Source organism: Bordetella hinzii LMG 13501 (assembly GCF_001548475.1).
GTDB classification, from domain to species: domain Bacteria; phylum Pseudomonadota; class Gammaproteobacteria; order Burkholderiales; family Burkholderiaceae_B; genus Bordetella; species Bordetella hinzii.
Map to the genome: position 1 here is coordinate 90,815 of NZ_LRUJ01000003.1, position 23,076 is coordinate 113,890.

At 66.9% G+C, this 23,076-nt stretch carries 24 protein-coding genes and 2 tRNA genes; 10 read left to right on the forward strand and 16 right to left on the reverse strand.

Annotated features, from left to right (window positions below; genetic code table 11):
- Nucleotides 1–25: 25 nt before the first annotated feature.
- Entirely contained in the window at nt 26–595 is a 570-nt protein-coding gene (locus AXA74_RS02990) for a VOC family protein (protein ID WP_032954907.1), read from the reverse strand.
- Between the two features lie 104 nt (nt 596–699).
- On the opposite strand from AXA74_RS02990, the gene AXA74_RS02995 reads away from it, so the two are divergent.
- Nucleotides 700–1,452 carry an IclR family transcriptional regulator gene (locus tag AXA74_RS02995; RefSeq protein WP_029579111.1) on the forward strand — a complete coding sequence of 251 codons (753 nt, stop codon included), beginning with the start codon at nt 700–702 and terminating at the stop codon, nt 1,450–1,452.
- Nucleotides 1,453–1,467: 15 nt separating this feature from the next.
- Here the strand turns inward: AXA74_RS02995 and AXA74_RS03000 are convergent, their stop codons facing one another.
- From AXA74_RS03000 to AXA74_RS03020, 5 genes are all read right to left on the reverse strand, one after another.
- The gene (locus AXA74_RS03000; protein WP_230586953.1) at nt 1,468–3,054 is read right to left on the reverse strand and encodes a mucoidy inhibitor MuiA family protein; all 1,587 of its coding nucleotides are present in this window, start codon (nt 3,052–3,054) and stop codon (nt 1,468–1,470) included.
- Between the two features lie 119 nt (nt 3,055–3,173).
- Nucleotides 3,174–3,932 (reverse strand): iron ABC transporter ATP-binding protein, encoded by a 759-nt coding sequence (locus tag AXA74_RS03005; RefSeq protein ID WP_029579109.1) that lies wholly within the window; start codon nt 3,930–3,932, stop codon nt 3,174–3,176.
- Complete coding sequence (locus AXA74_RS03010) at nt 3,929–4,813, reverse strand: iron chelate uptake ABC transporter family permease subunit (RefSeq protein ID WP_172899608.1); 885 nt, start codon at nt 4,811–4,813, stop codon at nt 3,929–3,931. The genes AXA74_RS03005 and AXA74_RS03010 overlap by 4 nt, the downstream gene beginning before the upstream one ends.
- A 70-nt stretch (nt 4,814–4,883) precedes the next feature.
- The gene (locus AXA74_RS03015; RefSeq protein WP_029579107.1) at nt 4,884–5,885 is read right to left on the reverse strand and encodes an ABC transporter permease; all 1,002 of its coding nucleotides are present in this window, start codon (nt 5,883–5,885) and stop codon (nt 4,884–4,886) included.
- 2 nt (nt 5,886–5,887) lie between these two features.
- Nucleotides 5,888–6,802, reverse strand: coding sequence for a siderophore ABC transporter substrate-binding protein (locus AXA74_RS03020; protein ID WP_032978767.1), 915 nt, complete (start codon nt 6,800–6,802; stop codon nt 5,888–5,890).
- 293 nt (nt 6,803–7,095) lie between these two features.
- Between AXA74_RS03020 and AXA74_RS03025 the strand changes: the two genes are divergently transcribed.
- Nucleotides 7,096–8,220 carry a glycosyltransferase family 4 protein gene (locus AXA74_RS03025; RefSeq protein WP_032978770.1) on the forward strand — a complete coding sequence of 375 codons (1,125 nt, stop codon included), beginning with the start codon at nt 7,096–7,098 and terminating at the stop codon, nt 8,218–8,220.
- Between the two features lie 59 nt (nt 8,221–8,279).
- Here the strand turns inward: AXA74_RS03025 and secG are convergent, their stop codons facing one another.
- From secG to AXA74_RS03040, 3 genes are all read right to left on the reverse strand, one after another.
- Nucleotides 8,280–8,720 carry a preprotein translocase subunit SecG gene (secG, locus tag AXA74_RS03030; RefSeq protein ID WP_029579104.1) on the reverse strand — a complete coding sequence of 147 codons (441 nt, stop codon included), beginning with the start codon at nt 8,718–8,720 and terminating at the stop codon, nt 8,280–8,282.
- A gap of 21 nt (nt 8,721–8,741) precedes the next feature.
- The gene (gene tpiA / locus AXA74_RS03035) at nt 8,742–9,494 is read right to left on the reverse strand and encodes a triose-phosphate isomerase (protein WP_029579103.1); all 753 of its coding nucleotides are present in this window, start codon (nt 9,492–9,494) and stop codon (nt 8,742–8,744) included.
- 186 nt (nt 9,495–9,680) lie between these two features.
- Nucleotides 9,681–10,655, reverse strand: a complete 975-nt coding sequence (locus AXA74_RS03040) for an NAD(P)H-quinone oxidoreductase (protein ID WP_029579102.1) — start codon at nt 10,653–10,655, stop codon at nt 9,681–9,683.
- A gap of 117 nt (nt 10,656–10,772) precedes the next feature.
- On the opposite strand from AXA74_RS03040, the gene AXA74_RS03045 reads away from it, so the two are divergent.
- Nucleotides 10,773–10,862, forward strand: a tRNA-Ser gene (locus tag AXA74_RS03045).
- 11 nt (nt 10,863–10,873) lie between these two features.
- Nucleotides 10,874–10,958 (forward strand) — tRNA-Leu (locus AXA74_RS03050).
- A gap of 297 nt (nt 10,959–11,255) precedes the next feature.
- Here the strand turns inward: AXA74_RS03050 and AXA74_RS03055 are convergent.
- Nucleotides 11,256–11,600, reverse strand: a complete 345-nt coding sequence (locus AXA74_RS03055) for a hypothetical protein (RefSeq protein ID WP_029579101.1) — start codon at nt 11,598–11,600, stop codon at nt 11,256–11,258.
- Nucleotides 11,601–11,804: 204 nt separating this feature from the next.
- Between AXA74_RS03055 and AXA74_RS03060 the strand changes: the two genes are divergently transcribed.
- On the forward strand, nt 11,805–12,341 hold the full coding sequence (locus tag AXA74_RS03060) for a PIN domain-containing protein (RefSeq protein WP_032955034.1): 537 nt from the start codon (nt 11,805–11,807) through the stop codon (nt 12,339–12,341).
- Here the strand turns inward: AXA74_RS03060 and AXA74_RS03065 are convergent.
- Both AXA74_RS03065 and AXA74_RS03070 read right to left on the reverse strand, forming a co-directional pair.
- Entirely contained in the window at nt 12,335–13,552 is a 1,218-nt protein-coding gene (locus AXA74_RS03065) for a threonine ammonia-lyase (RefSeq protein ID WP_029579099.1), read from the reverse strand. The genes AXA74_RS03060 and AXA74_RS03065 overlap by 7 nt on opposite strands.
- A 152-nt stretch (nt 13,553–13,704) precedes the next feature.
- On the reverse strand, nt 13,705–14,610 hold the full coding sequence (locus AXA74_RS03070; RefSeq protein WP_032954906.1) for a LysR family transcriptional regulator: 906 nt from the start codon (nt 14,608–14,610) through the stop codon (nt 13,705–13,707).
- Between the two features lie 123 nt (nt 14,611–14,733).
- Between AXA74_RS03070 and AXA74_RS03075 the strand changes: the two genes are divergently transcribed.
- From AXA74_RS03075 to AXA74_RS03090, 4 genes are all read left to right on the forward strand, one after another.
- Nucleotides 14,734–15,381: an HAD family hydrolase gene (locus AXA74_RS03075; protein ID WP_032954905.1), complete on the forward strand. Its 648-nt coding sequence runs from the start codon at nt 14,734–14,736 to the stop codon at nt 15,379–15,381.
- Between the two features lie 156 nt (nt 15,382–15,537).
- Nucleotides 15,538–16,425, forward strand: coding sequence for a tripartite tricarboxylate transporter substrate-binding protein (locus AXA74_RS03080; RefSeq protein WP_230584599.1), 888 nt, complete (start codon nt 15,538–15,540; stop codon nt 16,423–16,425).
- A 27-nt stretch (nt 16,426–16,452) separates the two neighbouring features.
- Nucleotides 16,453–17,601 (forward strand): DSD1 family PLP-dependent enzyme, encoded by a 1,149-nt coding sequence (locus tag AXA74_RS03085; RefSeq protein WP_029579094.1) that lies wholly within the window; start codon nt 16,453–16,455, stop codon nt 17,599–17,601.
- Nucleotides 17,591–18,001, forward strand: a complete 411-nt coding sequence (locus AXA74_RS03090) for a RidA family protein (protein ID WP_029579093.1) — start codon at nt 17,591–17,593, stop codon at nt 17,999–18,001. The genes AXA74_RS03085 and AXA74_RS03090 overlap by 11 nt, the downstream gene beginning before the upstream one ends.
- A 17-nt stretch (nt 18,002–18,018) precedes the next feature.
- Here the strand turns inward: AXA74_RS03090 and AXA74_RS03095 are convergent, their stop codons facing one another.
- The 3 genes from AXA74_RS03095 to rpsO all read right to left on the reverse strand — a co-directional run bounded on the left by AXA74_RS03095 (nt 18,019) and on the right by rpsO (nt 21,423).
- Nucleotides 18,019–18,747, reverse strand: coding sequence for a hypothetical protein (locus tag AXA74_RS03095; protein WP_029579092.1), 729 nt, complete (start codon nt 18,745–18,747; stop codon nt 18,019–18,021).
- 157 nt (nt 18,748–18,904) lie between these two features.
- Nucleotides 18,905–21,064 carry a polyribonucleotide nucleotidyltransferase gene (pnp, locus tag AXA74_RS03100; protein WP_029579091.1) on the reverse strand — a complete coding sequence of 720 codons (2,160 nt, stop codon included), beginning with the start codon at nt 21,062–21,064 and terminating at the stop codon, nt 18,905–18,907.
- Nucleotides 21,065–21,153: 89 nt separating this feature from the next.
- The gene (rpsO, locus tag AXA74_RS03105) at nt 21,154–21,423 is read right to left on the reverse strand and encodes a 30S ribosomal protein S15 (RefSeq protein ID WP_012418311.1); all 270 of its coding nucleotides are present in this window, start codon (nt 21,421–21,423) and stop codon (nt 21,154–21,156) included.
- A gap of 250 nt (nt 21,424–21,673) precedes the next feature.
- Here rpsO and AXA74_RS03110 point away from each other — a divergent pair, with 250 nt between their 5' ends.
- Nucleotides 21,674–22,192, forward strand: a complete 519-nt coding sequence (locus AXA74_RS03110; protein ID WP_029579090.1) for a hypothetical protein — start codon at nt 21,674–21,676, stop codon at nt 22,190–22,192.
- 49 nt (nt 22,193–22,241) lie between these two features.
- Here AXA74_RS03110 and pssA read toward each other — a convergent pair whose 3' ends face one another.
- Entirely contained in the window at nt 22,242–23,009 is a 768-nt protein-coding gene (gene pssA / locus AXA74_RS03115) for a CDP-diacylglycerol--serine O-phosphatidyltransferase (RefSeq protein ID WP_029579089.1), read from the reverse strand.
- Nucleotides 23,010–23,076 lie beyond the last annotated feature (67 nt).

Genomic DNA, 23,076 nt, shown 5'->3' on the forward strand with positions numbered 1-23,076 from the left:
CGAGGATCTCGAGTCGGAAGAAAAATCAGGGCGCGCGCCGGTCGGCGCGCATGCGCAGACGCATGGCTTGCAGCCATTCGTCACGCGGCGTGAAACCAGGCCGACCGCGCGCGATGCGCTCGGCCTGCGCCAGGATGGCAGCGTCATCCAAGGCCAGGTCCAAGGGCTGGCGCAGGGGCTGCTCGCAATACCAGGGGGTGTCCATGAAGACCTCCAGCCGGTTGCCCTCCGGGTCGCGGCAATAGAAAGACACCGAGTTGCCGTGGGTCACGGCCTGCATGTCGGTCGCCCCGGCCGCCAGCAAGCGGGCATGAAAATGCCGCAAGGCCGGCAGGTCCGGCACGCGGAAAGACACTTGGTTGATCACATTGAAGGCCAGCGGCTCGGGCCTGCCCGACACCAGCACGATCTGATGATGTTCGGCCGGATCGCGGCTCAGGAATACCAATCGCGCCGCCCCCATCGTGCCCTCGTCGGTCACGGTGAAACGCAGGGCCCGCTGGTAGAAACGCGCCATGCCGGCCAAGTCATGCACGTAAAAACCCATATGGCTGAAGGCCAACCCGGGGTCTTCTTCCCCACCTGAGAGTTTCATTGTTTTATCGCCATTTGATAAATCAGCGATTTATAGTAGCGGGCCTGCAAAAATACGTCAATTATCTTATAGTGATAATTCGACAATTTCTTCGCTATTGACCCATGGCCGAAACCAGTCTCGCCCGCATGATCGCCATCCTGGATTTGTTCAAGAGCCCGCGGGCGGCCTGGACCGCCGACGCCATCGCCAGCGCCATGGACTACAGCATCCCGACGGTCTATCGCTATGTCCGTGAACTCGTGGCCTGCGGCCTGCTGCGCCGCGACGTAGGCGCCACTTTCGTGCTCGGCCCCGCGGCCACCGAGCTGGACTACCACATCCGTACCGGAGACCCGCTCATCATCGGCGCGGCGGCGCCCATGGCCGCCCTTGCGGCGCAGACCGGCATGGACGCCGTGCTGGCCACCATTTGCGGCGCGCGCATCATCACCGTGCACCACGAGTTGGGCGCGGAGCCGGCCCGCATGAGCTTCGGGCGCGGGCGGCGCATGCCCATGTTCCGCGGGGCCATGTCCTTGTGCATCTTGGCCGCCCTGCCCCGCGCGCAGCTACGCAAGCTGCATGAAGAATCCGGCGCCGAAGCCGCCGATATGCCCTGGGAGGCGCTGCTGGCCGAGGTCAAGCAGTTGCGCCGCCAGGGCTATGCCTATACGGAGGGCGCACTGGACCCGGGCCTGGCCGGCCTGGCCCTGCCCTTTACCGAACCCGAGCGCCATATCGTGGCCTCGCTGGGCTTGGTGTCCCGGCAGCCCGCGCTGGCCAGTCGGGACCGGACCCCGCTGCTGGCCGCGCTGCAGGACTGCGCGCGACGCATCCACGCCGCGCTGGCCGAAGTCCCCACGGCCGCGGCCTGAGCGTAGGCGCCCGGATCAGAGGCCCGAGACCTCCATATCGCCCGGATAATCGATCGAAAACTTCAAGACCGTTTCGCGCGACTGCCCAGGCGCCAGCGTCCAGTTCCAGCCCAGCTTGCCCTCCTCGCCTTTGTCTGCGTCTGCCGGCGCTATCAGCTTGACGACGATTTTTTCGTTGCGCGAGACCGGCAACCGGTCGGAGAGGGCTAATTGCACGGGCGCGGCCTTGTTGTTCTTGGCACGGATCTTGTACTCGTAGGTGACGCGCCGGCCACTGCCGGAGAATCCCGTGTTTTCGGTCAGGCGGTTGACCAGCGCGCGCTTGACGGCGATTCCCTCGTCGGCGCCCATGGCGAGTTCCAGTGTCTCGCCGGGCATCACAGTCTTGATGGTGCTGGCGGCAATGAAGGCATCGTCCAGGAAACTGTTCAGCGGGCCGGCCAGCAAGGGATAGGCCGTGTCGTTGCTGGCGTTGGCCGTCAGAAACGCGGCTTCGCGCAGCGCCGGCACCGCCTGGTATTGCAGGGCTGCGGGCAGGCGGGCCACGGTGATCGCCACGCGCTGGGCCGTATTGTCCGCGGGCAAGGTGACGGGGCTGTCAATCAGGAAGGAGGCGCTGGTCGCCGCGTGCTGCACGGCGGCCACCGGCACGTCGACGGCATCGGCGGCCGCGCCGCCGCCGCGCTCCATCGCCACGGCGGGCGCCGACCTGGCCTCATAGCGCATGGCGGGCGCGGCCGGCGGCCCGGCCACATCCAGGATCCAGGGGGGTTGCGTGGGGGCGGCGCCGCCCAGGGAGGGCCGGGCCGTGGACAAGGTGAGCTTGACGTTCTTCCAGTCCTCGCCGGTGCTCTGCCGGACGACACCGAAATATGCCAGGTCCACGGCGCCGTCGGCCGGGCGCAGCCGGGCGTCATAGGCCGGCGTCCAGCGCGCGCCCGCCACCGCATAGGAGAGCGCCACGTCGAGCTTGCCCGCGCGGGCGAGCTTGACGCGCAGCGTGACGGTCTTGCTGCGCCGGCTCATGTCGCCGCGCAATTGCTGCAGGCTGGCCTGCAAGGCCTCCCGTTCGCGCTGCCCGTGTTCGCGCTCGGCGGCGATGCGCCGCAGGCCGCTGAGCGCGCGCGCCAGGGTCTCGGCGCTGGCGGCCTGGATGGCATTGAGCTGCTCCAGCGTCAGGCGCGAGCCTTCGCGCGCGGGCTCGGCGGCGCCGCGCTGCATGAGGGCGACCCATTCCCGCTGGTTCTCCAGCACAGCGGCTTCGTCGTCCAGCCCGCCCAGGCGGGCCTCCAGCTGGCGGATCTGCGCCTCGACGGCCTGGACGCGCTCATTGCTGCTCTCGGCCTGGAAGGCCGTGCCGGTCTTGACGTCGAGCAGCGCAGCCTGGCCGGTGCTCTTGGCCAAGACTTGCAGAGAGTTGTCCTGCAAGGTGGCGGGCAGCCGCTCGAACACCAGCTCGTGCTCGCCCGCGGCGAGGTCGATGCTGGCCTGGCGCGTCACGACGGCGCGGTCTTGGTAGACCGTGACCGCGCCGATGGCGGAAGGCAGCGTGGCGGCAAGGCCCAGGCCGGGCAATGCCAAGCAGGTGAGCACCAGGAGCATGCGTCGCACGAGAGCACCTATGAAGAGAGGGGACGGCGCACTGTAGCCTGCCCGCCGGCCTGCGGGTTTACAGAACATGACAATGACGACAGGCCGATACCGCCGGCCCGGCGGGCCTGCTAACGATAATAGACGCAGATGCGCTGCCCGCCGATCTCGTGCACGGCGATGGGCAGGGCGTACAGCTCGCTCAGGATCTCGGCGCGGATGATGGCCGGTGGCGGCCCCTGGTGCGCGACCCTCCCCTGGCGCATGGCGACGATGTGATCGGCATACGCCGAGGCGAAATTCAAGTCGTGCAGCACGATGACCACCGTCTTGCCCAGCTCATCGGCGGCGCGCCGCAGGATGCGCATCATCGCCACGGCATGCTTCATGTCCAGGTTGTTCAGGGGCTCGTCGAGCAGCACATAGCGGGTATCCTGGCATAAGACCATGGCGACGAAAGCGCGTTGGCGCTGCCCGCCCGACATCTCGTCCAGAAAGCGATCGGCCAGCGGCCCCAGCTCCAGATAGGCGATGGCGCGGTCGACATGCGCCTTGTCGTCCGCCGTCAGCCGCCCGCCCGTATGCGGGTAACGCCCGAAAGCCACCAGGTCGCGCACGGTCAGCCGCAGCGGCAGATGGTTGTCCTGGCGCAGGATGGCCAGGCGCCGCGCCAGCTCGCGGCTGTCGGTGCGCGTGATGTCCAGGCCGTCGATCAACACCTGGCCGGCCGACATGGGCAGCAGGCGGCTGACCATGGACAGCAGCGTGGATTTGCCCGCGCCATTGGGCCCCACGATGGCGGTGATGCCCGCCACCGGCAAGGACAGGCTGACATCGTCGACCACCACGGTCTGATCGTAGCGCTTGCTGAGCGATTGGATTTCTATCATCGGCGCCCCTTGCGCAGGATGAGGAACAAAAACAGCAGGCCGCCCGCGAATTCGATGACCACGCTCACCGTGGCGCCCAGGCCCAGGACACGCTCGAGCACGGTCTGTCCGCCCACCAGGAATATCACGCCCCAGAGGATGGCGGCCGGCACAGTCCGCGCATGGCGGTCGCTCGCCATGCTCTGGTAGGCCAGGTTGCTGACCAGCAAGCCCAGAAACGTCACCGGGCCCACCAGCGCCGTCGCGACCGCCACCAGCACTGCGACGCCGGCCAAGGTGGCCAGCAGCGTGGCGCGGTAGTTCACGCCCAGGCTGAGCGCAATGTCGCGGCCCAGCGCCACCACGTCATACCGGCGGCGCATGCGCCAGAAGCCCAGGCTCACCAGCAAGGCCGCCGCGGCGGCCAGGGGTAGCAGGCTGGTGCGCACGCTATTGAAGCTGGCGAACATGCGGTCCTGCAGGACCAGGAATTCGTTGGGGTCGATCAGCCGGATGGCGAAGCTGGACAGGCTGCGGAACAACAGCCCGAAGACAATGCCCACCAGCATCATCAGATGCAGGCTTTGCGCGGCCCCCGTAAACAGCCAGCGGAACAGCAGACAGGCAAAGCCGGCCATGGCGCCCGCCTCCAGCAGGAACTGCCAGGCCGGCTCCTGGGCATTGAGCGCCGCCAGCCCGAAGCCATAGACAATCGCGGCCTGGATGGCGACATAGAGCGCATCAAAGCCCATGATGGACGGCGTGAGGATGCGATTGTGCGTGATGGTCTGGAACAGTACCGACGACAGGGCCACGCAATAGGCCACCAGCAGCATGGCCAGGAGCTTGCCGCCCCGGAAGGGGATGACAAAAGACCACTGGCCCCGCGCATCCAGCGTCATATAGGCAGCACAGCAGGCCAGCGCCAGCGCGGCCAGCACGGACAGGCGCGCGGCCGGTCCGACCCCAGGCTTAGCCAAGACGCCCCCTTCGGCGCAACAGCAGCCACAGAAAGAGCGCACCGCCCACCACGCCGACCACGGTGCCGATGGGCACCTCGTAGGGGTACAGCAGCAACCGGCCCAGGATGTCACAGGCCAGCACGAAACCCCCTCCCAGCAGCGCCACCCAGGGGATGGCGCGGCGCATGTTGTCGCCCATGACGAGGCTGACCGCATTGGGCACGATAAGACCCAGGAAGGGAATGCCGCCCGCTGTCACCACCACCACGGCCGAGATGGCCGAGACGATCAGCAGGCCCACGAACGTCAGGCGGGCATAGTTCAACCCGAGATTGGAGGCGAAGGCCTTGCCCATGCCGGCCACGGTGTAACGGTCGGCGGCCAGGTAGGCCGCGCCGGCCAACGCGGCGCCTATCCACAGCAGCTCGTAGCGCCCGCGCAGCACGCCCGAAAAATCCCCTGTGGTCCAGGCGTGCAGCGACTGCAGCAAATCATGCTGCAAGGCCAGGTACGTGGTCACGGCGTGAATGATCCCGCCCAGGATCAGGCCGATCAAGGGCACGAGGAAGGGGCTGCGCAAGGGCACGCGGCGCAGCAGGGCGAGAAACAGCAGGCTGCCGGCCAGGCCGAAGCCGGTGGCCGTCAGCATCTTTGCCAGGACGGGCGCGCCCGGCGCCAGCAAGGTCACCACCAATATGCCCAGCGTGGCCGACTCGATGGTGCCGGCCGTCGAAGGCTCGACATAGCGGTTGCGCACCAGCATCTGCATGAGCAGGCCGGCCACGGCCAGCGACATGCCCGCCAGCAGCAGCGCCAGCGTGCGCGGCACGCGGCTGATCATGAGCAGTTGCCAGGCCCGTTCGGCCTTGTCGCCTACCAGCAGCTCCGCGTAGGAGAACTGCCCCGCGCCCAGGCCGATACTGACCAGGCATAAGGCAATCAAGAGCACACAAGCGGCGGCCAGGCCCGAACGGGCGGCCCAGGGCGCGCGGCGCGGCGCGGACACCCCCATGATTACTTCGCCAGCGCCGCGTCGACCTCTTGCACGCTCTGCTGCAGCGACGTCAAGCCGGCCGCGCCCAGCGAATACCAGTTGAAGGCGTTCAGATAGACCACGTGCTGGCTCTTCCAGGCCTTGGTTTGCCGCATCAGCGCGTTGTCCAGCAGTTGGCGGGCCGACGTCCCCTCGCGCCCAATGGCGGCATCACGGTCGATGACGAAAAGCCAATCCGGGTCGAGCTGCGAGATGAGCTCGAAGGACATGGCCTGCCCATGATTGGACACCTTGAGATCACGCGCGGCGGGCGCCAGGCCGAAGGCGTCATGGATGACGCCGAAACGCGACCCCGGGCCATAGGCGCTCATCTTGCCGCCCGTGGTCAGGATGATGAGACCGGTGCCCGCCTTGCCCGCGCGCGCCTGCAAAGCCGCAATCGAGGTTTTCAAGGCCGCGATCTTCGCTTCCGCTTCGGCCTGGCGTCCGTAGATGTCCGCCACCAAGCGGGCATTGCGTTCCACGCTGCCCACCAGGTCCTTGGGATCAACGGTCAGGTCCACGGTCGGAGCCAGGCGCGACAGCTCGCCATACTTGGGCGCCGAGCGCCCCGCCACGAAAATCACCTGGGGCGCCAGGCGGTGGATCGCCTCGTAATCGGGTTCGAACATCGAGCCGACCTTGGCATAGCGCTTGTCGGCGTACTGGGCCAGATGGTCGGGCCACTTCACCGCCGCCGGCACGCCCGCCATCTCGACACCCAGGGTGTGCAGCGTGTCGAGCACCGCCATGTCCATCACCACGGTCTTGGCCGGCTGGCCGGGCACCTGCGTGCTGCCTTGCGCATGCTTGACCTCGGCCGCCTGGCCAAGCACCGGCGCCATCGCCAGCATGGCGCCGGCCAACCAGCGGCGCATCCCTTTGTATTGCGGCATTTCACATCCCTGCGACTGCGGCTGCCTGACACGACAGCCCATTTTACAAATAAGAACTATTCTCAATCATATCAGCATTTTCAGCTTGAAGACAGTAAACAACCAAGGATCACAGGTCCTCTCAAAAGCGAAAATGTTTCGGGCGATTTCAGAGCCGAGGCCTTCCCTAGGGGAGCAACGTTTTGCAGCCATGGAAAACAGTTTTCCATCGCAAATCCCGGTCCGAATAAAAAGTAAGGTTGGGGGTTGCCCCACTTCCCGGCCGCTTCCCCTGCGGCCCGCTGCCTGCCCCGATGTCCGCTCCCGCCCCGTCCTTGCGCATTCTTCATGCCGAAGCCGCCACCGGCCTGGGCGGCCAGGAACGGCGCATCCTCAAGGAAATGACCGCCATGCGCGAGCGTGGCCACCATGTCGAACTGCTCTGCCAGCCCCAGGCCCGGATGGCAGCCCGGGCGGCCGAACTCGGCTTCACCGTACATCAGCTGCGCATGGGAGGGATGGCCAACCTCATCCGCGGCCTGCCCCGGATCCGGCGCATCCTCAAGGACGGCCGGTTCGACGTCCTGAACACCCACAGCCGCATCGATACCCTGCTCGCGGGCCTGGGCGCGCGGCTCGCGCGCACGCCGCTGGTGGTGCGCACCCGGCATCTGAGCAACCGGGTCAATTCCATGCTGGCCTATACCTGGGTTCCCCATCGCATCAGCACGGTCAGCAATCATGTGCGCGATTACCTGATCGAGCGCGGCGTGCCGGCCGCGCGCGTGGAGACGATTTATTCACCGATCAAACTGCCGCCGCCCGATCTGCAATCCGGCCTGCGCAACGAGCTGGGCCTGTCCGACGAGGACATCGTAATCTGCAGCGTGGCCGTCCTGCGCGCAAGCAAGGGGCACCGCGAGCTCATCCGAGCCCTGGACCCGCTGATGCGGGCCGACGCGCGCCTGCATCTGCTCATCGTCGGCAGCGGCTCGCCCATGTTCGAGACCCTGCAAGCCCTCATCGCCGAGCTTGGCCTGCAGACGCGCATCCACATGCTGGGCTTTCGTGACGACGTGCCCAATATCATGGCGGGCAGCGACATCTTCGCCCTGCCCACCCGCAAGGAAGCCTCGGGCACCGTCTTCGTCGAGGCGGCCGCCTGCGGCCTGCCGGTCGTCGGCCTGGATGTCGGCGGCGTGAGCGAAATGCTGCGCGACGGGGAGACCGGCATGCTGGTGCCGCCCGACGACATCGAGGCCTTGCGCGCCGCGCTGCGGCGCCTGATCGACGACCCCCAATTGCGCCGCAGCATGGGCCGTGCCGGCAAATGCCTGGTGCGCCACGAAGACAGGTTCTCGTTGCGCCGCCTGGCCGAGCGCACCGAGACCGTCTACCGGCGCTGGCTGCGCGAAGTGGCGCCGGCGCGTTTCGGCTGAGCGCAGGGCCCAATAAAAACGGCGCCTTTTGAAGGCGCCGTTTGGGTCCAGCCAGCCGGTTACTTGCTTTCGGCGGGCTTGTTTTCCGGGGCGGCCGGGGCCTGCGGCACTTCGGCCGGCGCGCTGGGCACGGTCGAGGGCGCGGCCGGAGCCTGCGGCACCGAAGCGGCGCCGCCGGTGGCCGGCGTGCCCGGCGCCTGGGGCACCGAGCGGTCCTGGAAGTTCTGCATCACGCCGCTGTCGATGGCCGGACCGCTATTGCCCTTGTGCGAGACATAGGCCAGGCCAGCCGTCGTGGCGAAAAAGACCACCGCCGCCCACTTGGTGCTGCGCGACAGGAAGTTCGCGGCCCCCGAGGCGCCAAACAGGCTGCCCGCGGAACCGGAACCGAAGGAGGACCCCATATCGGCGCCCTTGCCCTGCTGCAACAGCACCAGGACGATGATAGCCAGCGCCGAGATCACCTGGACGGCCAGCAGGATGGTAAGCATCAAAGACATTACAGACTCCGGACGGAAACTTTAGTTTGCGGCGATGCGCAAGAATTCTTCGGCCACCAGGGACGCGCCGCCGACCAGCGCGCCATCGATATCGGCCATGGCAAAAAGACTGGCGGCATTGGCGGCCTTGACGCTGCCGCCATACAACACCTGGACCTGGCCGGCGCCCAGCTTGACCAGGGCCGCGCGGATGGCGGCGTGGACCTCCTGGGCCTGCTCGGGCGTGGCCGACAGGCCGGTCCCGATGGCCCAGACCGGCTCATAGGCCAGCACCATGCCCGCGACGGCCTCGCGGCCCAGCGCCAGCACCGGCGCCAACTGGCGCTCGATGATGGCCAGCGTCTGGCCCGCTTCGCGCTCGGCCAGCGACTCGCCCACGCACACCACCGGCACCAGGCCCGCTGCCAGGGCGGCGCGCGCCTTGTCCGCCACCTGCTGGTCGGTCTCGCCATGCAGGCTGCGGCGCTCCGAATGGCCGGCCAGCGCCCAACGGCAGCCGAACTCCTTCAGCATGGCGGCCGAGACCTCGCCGGTGAACGCGCCCTTGGCCTGCGCGCTGACATCCTGGGCGCCCCAGCCGATGGCGCTGCCCGACAACTCGGCGCTGGCCTGGGCCAGATAGGGAAACGGCACGCAGACGCCGATCTCGCAGTGCGAGGCAGGGTCGGCGGCGCGCAGGGCGGCGAGCAGGCTGGCGTTCTCGGCCAGGCTGCCATGCATCTTCCAGTTGCCCAGCACCAGGCGGGTACGGCGAGTGGCGGCGTTTTCGGTCATGCGCTCAATGGGTTGGAGGCTGTTCACAGAAGGCAGAGCCGGCAAGCCAAAAGCGGCCCGCCCGGCGCCCGCCAGGCGTCAGCCATTACGGCCTATCCGGCGAGAAAGCGGGGCGCGGCTAACCCTCGCCCCCGGTCAAACCCATGATTGTATCGTGTTGGGGCGGTTTTCGCCGCCCCGTCCGTGTTACACGGTCAGGATGATTTTCCCGATCTGCTCGCCCGCTTCCATCATGGCGTGCCCGCGGGCGGCTTCCTCGAGCGGCAGCGTGGCGTGGATGATGGGCTTGATGGCGCCTTGCTCCAGCAAAGGCCAGACCTTTTCGCGCAGCGAACGGGCGATCGCGCCCTTGAACTCCACCGGACGCGGACGCAGGGTGGAACCCGTCACCGTCAGGCGGCGCCGCATGAGTTCGGCCGTATTGATGGTCGCCTTCGCTCCGCCCAGCTGGGCGATGATGACGATACGGCCATCGTCGGCCAGGCAGCTCAGGTCCCGGCCCACGTACTCGCCGGCCACCATGTCCAGCACCACATCGACCCCCTTGCCGCCGGTCAAGGTCTTGATTTCCTGGACAAAATCCTGCGTCTTGTAATTGATGCCCTTGGCGCCCAGGCGCTCGACGGCGGCAACGCGGTCATCGCTGCCCACCGTGGCGAACACCGTGTGGCCCAGCGCGCGCGCGATCTGGATGGCCGTGGTGCCGATGCCGCTTGCGCCGCCATGCACCAGCAGGCTTTCGCCGGCCGACAAGGCCCCGCGGTCGAACACATTGCTCCAGACCGTGAAATAGGTCTCGGGCAGCCCGGCCGCCTCGATATCCGACAGGCCCTTGGGGATGGGCAGGCATTGCAAAGCCGGCGCGACGCAATACTCGGCGTAGCCGCCGCCGGCCACCAGGGCGCAGACCTTGTCGCCCACCTTGAAACCGCCCGCCGCGGCATCGCCGGCGACAATCTCACCGGCCACTTCCAGGCCCGGCAGATCGGACGCTCCCGGAGGCGGCGCGTAATTGCCCTGGCGCTGGAACACATCCGGACGGTTGATGCCCGCCGCCGTCACCTTGATCAGGACCTCGCCCGGCCCCGGTTCGGGCGTCGGGCGCTGGGCGGGCACCAGGACCTCGGGACCACCAGGATGGCTGATTTCTACTGCGCGCATGACTTGTCTCCGTCCTTCGTTGAGCAAATGGATTATTATGACGCCCTTTGCGGAAAACCTGCGCCACGCCCCGGCGGGCATCAGGGTTTCCTGGCGCCTCGCGCGTCGCCAAATCAAGGAAGCGTGGCCGAGCGGTTGAAGGCACCGGTCTTGAAAACCGGCAAGGGCTTATACCCTTCGTGGGTTCGAATCCCACCGCTTCCGCCACATGCGCTGCCGCACCCATGGCGAAATTGGTAGACGCAAGGGACTTAAAATCCCTCGCCGCAAGGCGTCCCGGTTCGATTCCGGGTGGGTGCACCACATGAAAGCCCCGCACTTTGCACGCCGGCCGGCTCCGCGGACGAGGGTTCCGTTGCGCCGGGTGCTCCGCTCCCCGTACCGTCCTGCCGTGCAGGGTGCCTTGCGAGATCCCGACGCCAGGATGCGCGGCAACCGGGGTTTTCGATCTACAAGATAAAGCGCACATCGGTGTGCGGCCAGCGCCAGCCCGGGCTGCGCGCCCGCGCGCCCCTGTGGGCCGAGGCGTTGCCGCTGGCATATTCGCCGTGGCTTGGATCCCTCTGCCGCATCCGGCGTCTGGCCGAGTGGTGGCCAGGTTCAAGGCCGGGGCGGGGTCTCGAACGCGCGCCTGAGCGGCTCGACCAGCGGTTCGGCACCGTTCAGGGAGAGTTTCGATGGACTCTCCAAGCGGCTCGGGTCGGCGACGACAAACGGGATGGGCGAGGTCGCCCGGATGATCTCGCTGGCCCAATCGCACAAAGCGGGCGGGACGTCCTTGGCGGCCAGGATATCCGCGGCCAGCTTGACGTAGTCGCGCCCGATCTCACGCTCCTTCCAGGATGTCTGGAACAGCCAGCCCAGCACGGCCACCACCAGCGGGACCGCCACAGCGGCAACAATCTGCACCCAGTCCCGCAATGCGGCGCGTTGCTCCGGCGTCATAGGCACTCCTTCATCAAGACGGGCATGCTTGCCGAAAAGCCGCGTCCAGTCTCGCGGATACCCGCCATATCGGACGCGGCAGCGAAGACCCGTCCGGCCAGCGCTATACTGCCCCCGTTTCTGCCCCCAGCGCCGGCGCCCTGCCCGTTGCCATCGATCTTGTCCCAGCCCGCCCCCTATATCGTTCTCGACGCCTGCGTCCTCATGTCCAACATCGTGCGCAGGCTGATGCTGCGCCTGGCCGCGGCGCAGGTCTACCAGCCGGTCTGGACGGAGCGCATCGGCCAGGAATGGCGGCGCAATGCGGCGCGCCTGTGGGAGGTGCCGCCGGCCTTTCTGGCCGAACAATGGGCGGAGATGAATGCGCAGTTCCCGCAAGCCCTGGAACACGATATCGAGCCCTACGAGGCTGGGCTGCGCTATAGCGACCCCAAGGATTTCCATGTCATCGCGGCCGGACTGGCGCGTCGCGCGCGCTGCGGGCTGCAAGTGCCGCCGGTGGTGCAGGTCGCCACCTGGAATCTGAAGGATTTCAATCGCTCGGAACTGCGCCGCCAGGGGCTGGATGCCTTCAATCCCGACACCCTGATCGCGCGCTGGCACGCGCAACATCCGCAGGCCGTGCTCGATGCGCTGACGCCGGTGCCCCAGGACTACGTGGCGCTGGGCCGCGATGCCGAGCCGCTGGCCGCCATCCTGCACCGCGAGCGCCTCTACCGGGTCAAAAGCCTGGTTCAGTGATCGTGATTGCTGGCGGCAAAGCCCGCGTCGTTGAGGATGCCGATGACCTCCTCGATATGCTCGGGCCCGCGGGTCTGCAACACAAAATCCACCTCGACATTGCGCACCGGCAGGGCCGTGAACGCCCGCTGGTGATGGACTTCGGTGATATTGGCGTGGGCGTCGGCGATCAGGCGGGTGGCCTGGGCCAGGGCGCCGGGCAGGTCGCGCAGGTCCACCCGTATGCGGGCCAGCCGCCCGGCCCGCACCATGCCGCGCTCGATCAGTTCGCCCAGCATCAGGGGATCGATATTGCCGCCGGTGAGCACCAGGCCGACGCGCTTGCCCTTGAAATGATCGGCGCCGCGCGCCTTGTCCAGTAGCAAGGCGGCCAGGCCGGCCGCGCCCGCGCCTTCGACCACGGTTTTCTCGATCTCCAGCAGGACGACGATGGCGTGCTCGATGTCGGCTTCGCCGACCAGCTCGATGCGATCGACCAGCCGGCTGACGATCTCCTGGGTAAGCGTGCCGGGCGACTTGACCGCGATGCCCTCGGCGATGGTGTAGTGCCCGCTGTCCATGGACACCCCGCGCACCGCCGCATACATCGACGGGAAGCGCTCGGTCTGCACGCCGATGATCTCGATGCCGGGCTTGATGGCCTTAGCCGCCGTCGCCACGCCGGAGATCAAGCCGCCCCCGCCGATGGCGATGACGATGGCGTCCAGGTCCGGCTGGTCTTCGAGCATCTCGATGCCTATGGTGCCCTGCCCCGCGATGACGGCCTCGTCATCGTAAGGGTGGATCATGGTCAGACCGCGCGCCTGGGCGAGTTCGAAGCCGTGCGCCTTGGCGTCGTCGAAAGTATCGCCGGCCAGCACCACCTCGGCGCCGAAGCGCTTGGTGTTGGCAACCTTGACGGTGGGCGTGAACCGCGGCATGACGATGACGGCGGGCACCTGCATGCGCTGGGCGTGGTAGGCCACTCCCTGGGCATGGTTGCCGGCCGACACCGCGATGACGCCCTTGGCGCGTTCTTCGGGCGAAAGCGTCAGCATGCGGTTGAGCGCGCCGCGCTCCTTGAAGGAGGCCGTGAACTGCAGGTTCTCGAATTTGAGCCAGACTTCGGCGCCCAGGATGTCCGACAGCGTGCGCGACAGCGTGAACGGGGTCTTTTGCACCTGCCCGCGCAGGTTGTCGCGGGCGGCTTGGATGGCGGCAAAATCGATCATGGGATTTCTGGTGTCAAGGGAGTTGCGCGAAGGCCTGCGCCAAGGCGGCATGGAGCCCGGCGGATCACTGTAGCGGTAATTGGCGCCGGCGGTAAGGGACATTGCCACTGAAAGCCGCCCGGCGCAACAGCCGGCCGCGCCGGACCAGGTGCCTAGCGTTGGGCGCCCAGCTCCTGCATCAGGAACTCCGAGAACGCCCGCACCCGGGCGCTGCGGCCCTTGCGTACCGGCACCAGCAGGACCACCGGCGCGCTGTCGAACCGCCAATCGGCAAGGACACGCACCAGCGTGCCCTGGGCCACGGCTTCGGCCGCATCCCATTCGGAACGCAGCACCAGCCCCATTCCGGCCTCGGCCCACAGCCGCGCCACGCCGCCATCATTGGTCACGTAGGCGGGCGTGACGCGCACCGATTCTCCCCGGCGCCTGCCCGGCTGGCCCGCCGGGCGGAGATGCCAGAGCGTCACGTCCTCGTCGTTTTCGCGGATGCAGATGCAGGCGTGGCCGGCGAGATCGCGCGGCGTCCGAGGCACGCCATGCGCCTCCAGATAGGCGGGGCTGGCGCACAGCCAGCGCTCGTTGGGCGCCACCTCGCGCGCGACCCAGGAAGAGTCACGGACCCCGCCGATATGAATCACCGCATCGACATCGCGCCGGTCGGGCCATGGCGTCTCGCGCAGCTCGAGCTGGACCCGCAGATAGGGATGCCGGCGCGCGAACCGCGCCAGCAGCGGCGCGATGCGTTGCCGCCCATAACCAAAAGGCGCGGCCACCCGCAACGTCCCGTTCAAGCGCTGGTCGTCACGGTGCAGCGACTCGCACAGCCCGTCGATCCTGGACAGCAGTTCCTGCGCTTCGCGGCCAAAACGCTCGCCCTCGGGCGTCAGGGACAGGTTGCGGGCATCGCGCTTGGCCAAGGCCAGGCCGAGCTCGCCCTCCAGTTTGCGCAGCCGCGTCGATAGCGCCGGCGGCGTCACGTCCAGCGCGCGAGCTGCGGCGCTCAGTGACGGTTCGCGCAGCAGGGTCGCCGCCAAGCGCAGGTCATCAATCTGGATCATTTAATTTAGCTTAACGATTGATTCTCCAATATTTAACCATGACTACACGCTTCACGAACATAATGCCGCCATGCAACTCACGATCCTGTCCCCGGCCGCGCTCGCGGCCCCCAAGGAACTCCCATGACCGACGCCTACCCCAAAGCTGTCCTGTTCGACCTGCTCACCGCGCTGCTTGATTCATGGACTGTCTGGAACGCCGCCGCGGGTTCGGAAGAACAGGGCCGCGCATGGCGGGCCGAGTATCTGAAGCTGACTTATGGTTGCGGTGCCTACCTGCCGTATGAACAACTGGTGAGGGACGCGGCCGCCGCGGTCGGCCTGCCCGACACCGCCCCGGCGGCGCTGGAGGCGAATTGGGCCCAACTGCCCGCCTGGTCCGGCGCGCGCGAGCTGCTGCAAGCCCTCAAGCCCCATTGCAAGCTGGCGGTCGTGACCAACTGCTCGCAGCGCCTGGGCAGCCAGGCGGCATCGCTGCTGGGTATCGCGTGGGACGCGGTCGTCACCTCCGAAGAGGCCGGCTACTACAAACCCGACCCCCGACCCTACCGCCTTGCCCTGCAACGCCTGGACGTGCAGGCCGGCGAGGCGGCGTTCGTCGCGGGATCCGGCTACGACATGTTCGGAACGGCCGCCGTGGGTTTACGGACGTTCTGGCATAACCGCGTCGGCCTGGCCTTGCCGGCCGGCGCACCCTCGCCCGAACGCGAGGCCCCCGACCTGCAGCCAGCGCTTGCCTGGCTGCGCGGGTTCAGCGCGCCCGCCGCCTGAGCGCCGATTTCCACGCATGATTCTCATCGATGGGGTAAACCAATGTCTTGTCCTTCCCCCTGGCGGCGTCTGCTGGCCATCTGTTTGAGCGGCCTGGCGGCCGGCGCGGCGGCTCAATCCGCTGCGCCTCCTGACGGGGCGTTTCCCGCGCGCCCCGTGACCTTGATCGTGCCCTTTCCCGCCGGCGGCCCCAGCGATGCCCTGGCCCGGGGCATCGCCCAGAAAATGTCGGTGCAGCTGGAGCAGCCCGTCGTGATCGAAAATCTAGGCGGCGCCAACGGCGTGATAGGCCTGAACAAATTGCTCAAGGCGGCGCCCGACGGCTACACCATCGCCTTCGGCGGCATCGGGACTCACGTCGCCAACGTGGCGCTATACAAAAAACCGCCCTACGATCCGGTCGCGGACTTCGCGCCTATCGGCCCGGCCGGCTCCGCGCCCATGTTGCTGCTCGCGCGGGCCGACCTGCCCGCGAACAACCTGCCCGAATTCGTCGCCTGGCTGCGCGATCATCATGCCAATGCTTCTTACGGCAGCGCAGGCGTGGGCTCGATCTCGCACTATGGCTGCGTCCTGCTGCTGTCGGCCATCCAGCAGAATCCTACCCATATCCCGTATCGCGGCGTGGCTCCCGCCATCAATGACTTGATGGGCGGACAAACCGACTTCATGTGCGATCAGACCATCACGGCCTTGCCCCAGATCGCGGGAGGACGGATCAAGGCCGTGGCCGTGCTCGCCTCCAGCAGGCTCGCGCAGCTGCCCCAGGTCGGCACGGCCACCGAAGCAGGTTTCCCCCTGGATGCACGCTCCTGGAACGCGCTGTTTGCGCCGCGAGGCACGCCCGAGGCGGTGCTGCAGCGCCTGACCGCGGCATTGCGCGCCGCCATGGCGGACGGTCCGCTGCGCGCACAGATGGAAGCGCTGGGCGTGCTCTTGCCTCAACCCGACGGCGTCACACCCGCGGCGGTTTCCAAGCTTATCGAACATGGCCTGCGCAACGATGTGCCCGCGCTCAAGGCCAAGGGCGAATCTCTGAACTGAATCACGATGCAAACCTCCTCCTCTCCCATGGCCGCAACGGCGCCGTCTTCCCTGGCAAGCCTTGATACCCCGGCCGCATTGATTTCCGTGCCGCAGATGCAGCGCAACATCGGGCGCATGCAGGCCAAGGCCGATGCCTTGGGCGTGAGCCTGCGTCCCCATGTCAAGACCAGCAAGTGCATCCAGGTCGCCAAGGCACAATGGGCGGCGGGCGCGCGCGGCATCACCGTCTCCACGCTCAAGGAAGCCGAGCAGTTCCTCGCCGCGGGCATCACCGACATTCTCTATGCCGTCGGCATTGCTCCCCATCGTTTGCCGCAAGCGCTGGCCCTGCGCCGGCGCGGCTGCCAGCTCAAGCTCATCACGGACAGCGTGGAGGGCGCGCGGGCGCTGGCCAGCTATGGCCGCCAGCATGGCGAGGCCTTCGATGTGCTCATCGAAATCGACACCGATGGCCATCGCTCCGGCATCAAGCCGGACGCGCCGGAACTGCTCGCCGTGGGCGAGGTGTTGCAGCAGGCGGGCATGAACCTGCATGGCGTATTGACGCACGCCGGCTCCAGCTACGAGCTCAATACGCCCGAGGCGCTGGCCGCGCTCGCCGAACAAGAGCGCGCCGGCTGCGTGCGGGCCGCCGAGCGTCTGCGGGCCCAGGGCCTGCCCTGCCCCGTGGTCAGCGTGGGCTCGACGCCCACGGCATTGGCGGCCGGGGATCTTTCCGGCGTGACCGAACTGCGGGCCGGCGTATATGTCTTCTTCGACCTCGTGATGCACAACATCGGCGTGTGCGCGCAGGCGGACATTGCCTTGAGCGTGCTCACCACAGTCATCGGCCACCAGCGCGACAAAGGCTGGGCCATTGTCGATGCCGGATGGATGGCCATGAGCCGCGACAGGGGAACCGCGCGCCAGCAGGAGGACTTCGGCTACGGACAGGTGTGTGACGAGGCGGGCCGTCCCCTCCCCGGCTATCTGCTCATCGGCGCCAACCAGGAACACGGTATTCTGGCTTGCGCCGCGACGCCCGACCTCGAGATCGAGGCCCGCTTCCCGATCGGCACGCGGCTGCGTATCCTGCCCAATCACGCCTGCGCGACTGGTGCGCAGTTTCCCGAATATCACGCGCTTGCCGAAGACGGCGCGCTGCAAACCTGGAGCCGCTTCCATGGCTGGTGAACCGCAGGACACGGGGCGCCGCCCCGCCGCGCTGGCAACGCCGGCTGGCCACTACAGCCATTTCAAGACTGGCGGCGGCCTGGTATTCATCTCAGGCCAGCTTCCGATCACGCCCGAGGGCAAGCGGCTGGCCGATGCGCCTTTCGAGCAGCAGGCCCGACAGGCCCTGGCCAACGTGGCCGCCGCGCTGGCATCGGCCGGCTGCGACATTGACCGCCTGCTTCATGTGCGGGTCTATCTCGATGACATCGAGAACTGGCCGGCTTTCGACCGCGTATATGCCGAATGGCTGGGCCCGGCTCGCCCCGCCCGCGCGGTGGTGCCGACCCGGACCCTGCATTACGGATTCAAAGTGGAGGTCGAAGCCGTCGCGGCGGACCGCGCCGGCGGCGCAGGCTGACCCAGGCCCCAGCCGCTTCAGCGCACCGGCAGGAAATTGAAGAACATCAGGCCCTGGGCGTAATTGATCCCGACGCGGCGGGAGTTTTCGCCCAGCAGATTGGCGATCAGGTCCAGCCTGCCGATGATGGCGCCAAACTCGCGCTCAAAGCTCAGGTTCGTGGCGGTGGAGGACATTTCATTGGCCAGCAGCAGCGGCTCGCCCTGGGGGTTGCGGCGCGAGGACAGCAGCCAGGCGGCCGCCTCGACATTGCGCGCGGCATTGAAGATGCGCTGGCCGTCCAGCACATCGGAAACATAGAAACGGGTCTTGTCGTTATGCGCGGCCAGCAGGGTGTCGGCCATGCCGTAGATGAAGGCGGCCACCCGGTCGCCCTGGTAGTTGGGGTCCAGCGCCACGGCCAGCACCTGGATATCGCGCAGGCCCGCCAGCCCCGCCGGCGCGCGGCGCTCGTCGACCAGGCGCTTGACGTAGGCCACGGCGGCCGCCTGGTCAGCCACCCCGGACTTGCGCCACTCGCGCGGATTGCGCCGGTAGAGCTTGTCCAGCAAGGAATACAAGCTGTTGAAATTATCGCGGACTTCGAGGGTGACGGTGCGGTTGAAGTCGGTCTGGGCCAGCTGGTCGGCCGACATGGGCTCGCTGTGCGGCACCCGCGCCGACGATGAGGTCGCGGCAGGCGCCACGCAGCCCGCCAGGCCCCAGCCTGTTGCCAGTATCGTCGCGGCCAGCCGCCATCCTCTCATGCCCGATTCGCCAGTCCTCTGCCGTCATCCGCCGCCCGCGGAACTGCCAAGACTTTACCGGATTTGATTCCGCCCGCAAGCCGGGATGTTCCCGCTTTTTTGCAAAGAAAAGAAAAGCGGCGCCCGAAGGCGCCGCTTTTCTGCCGGGGCAAACCGATTACTCGGCCTGCGGCTCGGACTGGGCCGCTGCTTCGGCGGCAGGCTGTTGCTGCTGCTCGATGCCGCCGATGGCCTTGATCGACAGGCGCAGGCGACCCTTGTCGTCGGCCTCGATGACCTTGACGCGGACCTGCTGGCCGACCTTCAGCACATCGTTGATGTTGGCGATGCGGTAGTTGGCGATTTCCGAGATGTGCAGCAGGCCGTCGCGGCCCGGCAGCACTTGCACGATGGCGCCGAAATCCAGCAGGCGCAGCACGGAGCCATCGTAGATCTGGCCGACTTCGACGTCGGCGGTCAGTTCGACGATGCGGCGCTGCGCTTCCTTGGCCTGGGCCTCGTCCACGCTGGCGATCACGATGGTGCCGTCATCGGAGATGTCGATCTGCGTGCCGGTCTCTTCGGTCAGCGCGCGGATGGTGGCGCCGCCCTTGCCGATCACGTCACGGATCTTCTCGGGGTTGATCTTGATGGTCAGCATGCGCGGCGCGAAGGCCGACAGCTCGGTGCGCGAACCGTCCAGGGACTCGCGCATCTTGCCGAGGATATGCAGACGGCCTTCGCGGGCCTGGGCCAGCGCGACCTGCATGATTTCCTTGGTGATGCCCTGGATCTTGATGTCCATCTGCAGCGCGGTGATGCCGTTCTCGGTGCCCGCGACCTTGAAGTCCATGTCGCCCAGGTGGTCTTCGTCACCCAGGATGTCGGTCAGCACGGCGAACTTGCCGTTCTCGAGGATCAGGCCCATGGCCACGCCCGCGACGTGATCCGTGGTCGGGACGCCGGCGTCCATCATGGCCAGCGAACCGCCGCAGACCGAAGCCATGGACGACGAGCCGTTGGACTCGGTGATTTCCGAGACGATGCGGATGGTGTACTGGAAATCCTCGGGCTTGGGCAGCACCGACACCAGCGAACGCTTGGCCAGGCGGCCGTGGCCGATTTCACGCCGCTTGGGCACACCGATGCGGCCGGTTTCACCGGTGGCGAACGGAGGCATGTTGTAGTGCAGCATGAAGCGGTCGCGGTACTCGCCCATCAGGGCGTCGATGATTTGCTCATCCTGCTTGGTGCCCAGCGTGGCCACCACCAGCGCCTGCGTTTCACCGCGGGTGAACAGGGCGCTGCCGTGGGCGCGCGGCAGCACGCCCAGGCGGATGCTGATCGGACGCACGGTGCGGGTGTCGCGGCCGTCGATGCGGGGCTCGCCGTTCAGGATCTGGCTGCGCACCAGGCGGGCTTCCAGGTCGAACAGGATGTTGTCGACGGTCACGCCATCGGGCGCTTCCTGGCCGGCGGCGGCGGCCTGCTCGGCCAGCTTGGCCGACACTTCGGCGTAGACTTCGCGCAGCTTGGCCGTGCGGGCCTGCTTTTCGCGGATCTGGTAGGCGGCGTTCAGGCCTTCCTGGGCGGCGGCGGTCACCGCGCTGATCAGGGCCTCGTTCTTGGGCGCGGGCGCCCAGGTCCACTCGGGCTTGCCGGCGTCGCGCACCAGGTCATGGATGGCGTTGATGGCGGCCTGCATCTGTTCATGGCCGAACACCACGCCGCCGAGCATGATGTCTTCGGACAGCTGCTGGGCTTCGGATTCCACCATGAGCACGGCGTTTTCCGTGCCGGCGACCACCAGGTCCATCTTGGAGGTCTTGAGCTGCGAAGCGGTGGGATTGATGACGTACTGGCCATCGATATAGCCCACGCGGGCCGCGCCGATGGGGCCGTTGAACGGGATGCCCGAGATGGCCAGCGCGGCCGAGGCGCCGATCATGGCGGGGATGTCGGGATCGATTTCCGGATTGACCGACAGCGTGTGGATGACCACCTGGACTTCGTTGTAGAAGCCTTCGGGGAACAGCGGACGCAGCGGGCGGTCGATCAGGCGGGAGGTCAGCGTTTCCTTTTCGGAGGGCTTGCCTTCACGCTTGAAGAAGCCGCCGGGGATGCGGCCGGCCGCGTAGGTTTTTTCGATGTAGTCGACGGTCAGCGGGAAGAAGTCCTGGCCAGGCTTGGCCTTCTTGGCGGCGACGACCGTGGCCAGCACGACGGTGTCCTCAACGGACACAAGCACAGCGCCGGAGGCCTGGCGAGCGATCTCGCCGGTTTCCAGTACGACCGTGTGCTGGCCGTATTGGAAGGTCTTGGTCACTTTATTGAACATGACGATGGTTCCTTGCAAATGAAAAACCGTGGCCGTCGCGACAGCGTCGCAGCGACCACGGTTGCGTCATGGGGAGCCAGCCCCGTCGATCACTTGCGCAGACCGAGTTTTTCGATCAGAGCGCGGTACGAATCGGGATTGCGGCCCTTGAGATAGTCGAGCAGTTTGCGACGACGGCTGACCATGCGCAGCAGACCGCGGCGCGAGTGGTGGTCCTTCGCGTGTTCCTTGAAGTGACCGGTCAGTTCGTTGATGCGGGCGGTGAGCAGAGCCACCTGGACTTCGGGGGAACCGGTATCGCCTTGCGCGCGTTGGAACTGCGAAACGATTTCGGCTTTTTTGATGTCAGCAACAGACATTATTGACCTCTACGGACATGCGTCAGGGCCGAGGTGCCCGGACGTGGGTTGAAAAAACACTTCTTTATCATCGATACGGCGATGCGTTTCGAGGCGCCTCGCCCGACCACGCATCCCATGGCTTTCCATGCATGGAAGATGCGGATCGCGAGGGATTATAGCCGATTCGCTAAAATGGATCGCAGCGCCCTGCCCGGCCTGCGCCGGGAGAAGGCAAAATCGGGGCCGGTCCCCGTTCAGGAGAATACCCATGTCCCGCCTGCATACTCTGGCGCGTGCCTTGGCCGCGGGCGCCGCGGCCGCCACCCTGGCCGCCTGCGCGCCCATGACCCAGGTCCCCCCCGGCTCGCCCTACGCCAGCGTGGTGAGCCAATACGGCCAACCCAACTTCCATTGCCAGCTGCCCGACGGGCGCCAGCGGGTGATCTGGACACAACAGCCCATGGGCCAGTTCGCCTGGGGCACCAACCTGACCACCGACGGACGGGTCGAACAAGTCGAAGCCCTGCTGACCGACGCCCATTTCAAGCGCCTGGGCGAAGGCGTCTGGTCGGCCGAGCGCGTGCGCTGCGAATTCGGCCCGCCGGCGGAGATCCGCGAGGCCGGTCTGCCCAGCGTGCGCCAGATCGTCTGGGCCTACCGCTATCGGGAATCCAATGTCTGGAATTCGCTGATGTATGTCTACATGGGTCGCGACGGCCAGCAGGTCACCCGCTTCCATCCCGGGCCGGACCCCATGTACGAAGAGCGCGACCGCGGCTGGTGGTAGGCGCCCCAACGACAAGGCCGCCCCAGGGGCGGCCTTTTTCATGGACGGCTTACTGGCCGCGGCGCTCTTGCTGCAGCTTGCGCGCCCGGCTCCAGCGCCAGGCCATGATCACCCAGCCCGAAAACCCGTAGAGCACGAAAAGGCCGAAGAGCACGACCGGAGGATCGCTGGACACGAAGACGAAGACGGCCACGACCACCAGGATGCCCCAGAAGGGCACGCTGCGGCCCAGCGCGAAACTCTTGCCGCTGAAAAACGGCGCGTTCGACACCATGGCCACGCCGGCGTAGGTCGTCAGGCCAAAGGCCACCCAGGCCATGATGCTGTCATGGATGGGCAGTTTGTTGTCGATGGCCAGCCAGACAAAACCGGCCACCAGCGCGGCGGCGGCCGGACTGGGCAGGCCCTGGAAGAAACGCTTGTCGACGACGGCGATATTGGTATTGAAGCGCGCCAGCCGCAGCGCGGCGCCCGCCACATAGACAAAGGCCGCCAGCCAGCCCCAGCGGCCGAGATCCTGGAGTATCCACTCGTAGGCGACCAAGGCCGGGGCCACCCCGAAGGAGGTCATGTCGGACAGCGAATCATATTGCTCGCCGAATGCCGACTGGGTATTGGTCAGGCGCGCCACGCGGCCGTCCATGCCGTCCAGCACCATGGCCACGAAAATGGCGATGGCCGCGGTCTCGAACCGGTCGTTCATGGCCTGCACCACGGCATAAAAACCCGCGAACAGGGCCGCCGTTGTAAAAGCATTGGGCAGCAGGTAGATGCTGCGATGACGATTCTCGGAATCGCGCATGTTGAAATTGGGCATGGCGTATGGGTACTTCCGCAAGCTTTGTAAGGTGAAAGGTTAACTCATCTGGCCCTGCTTGAGGCAA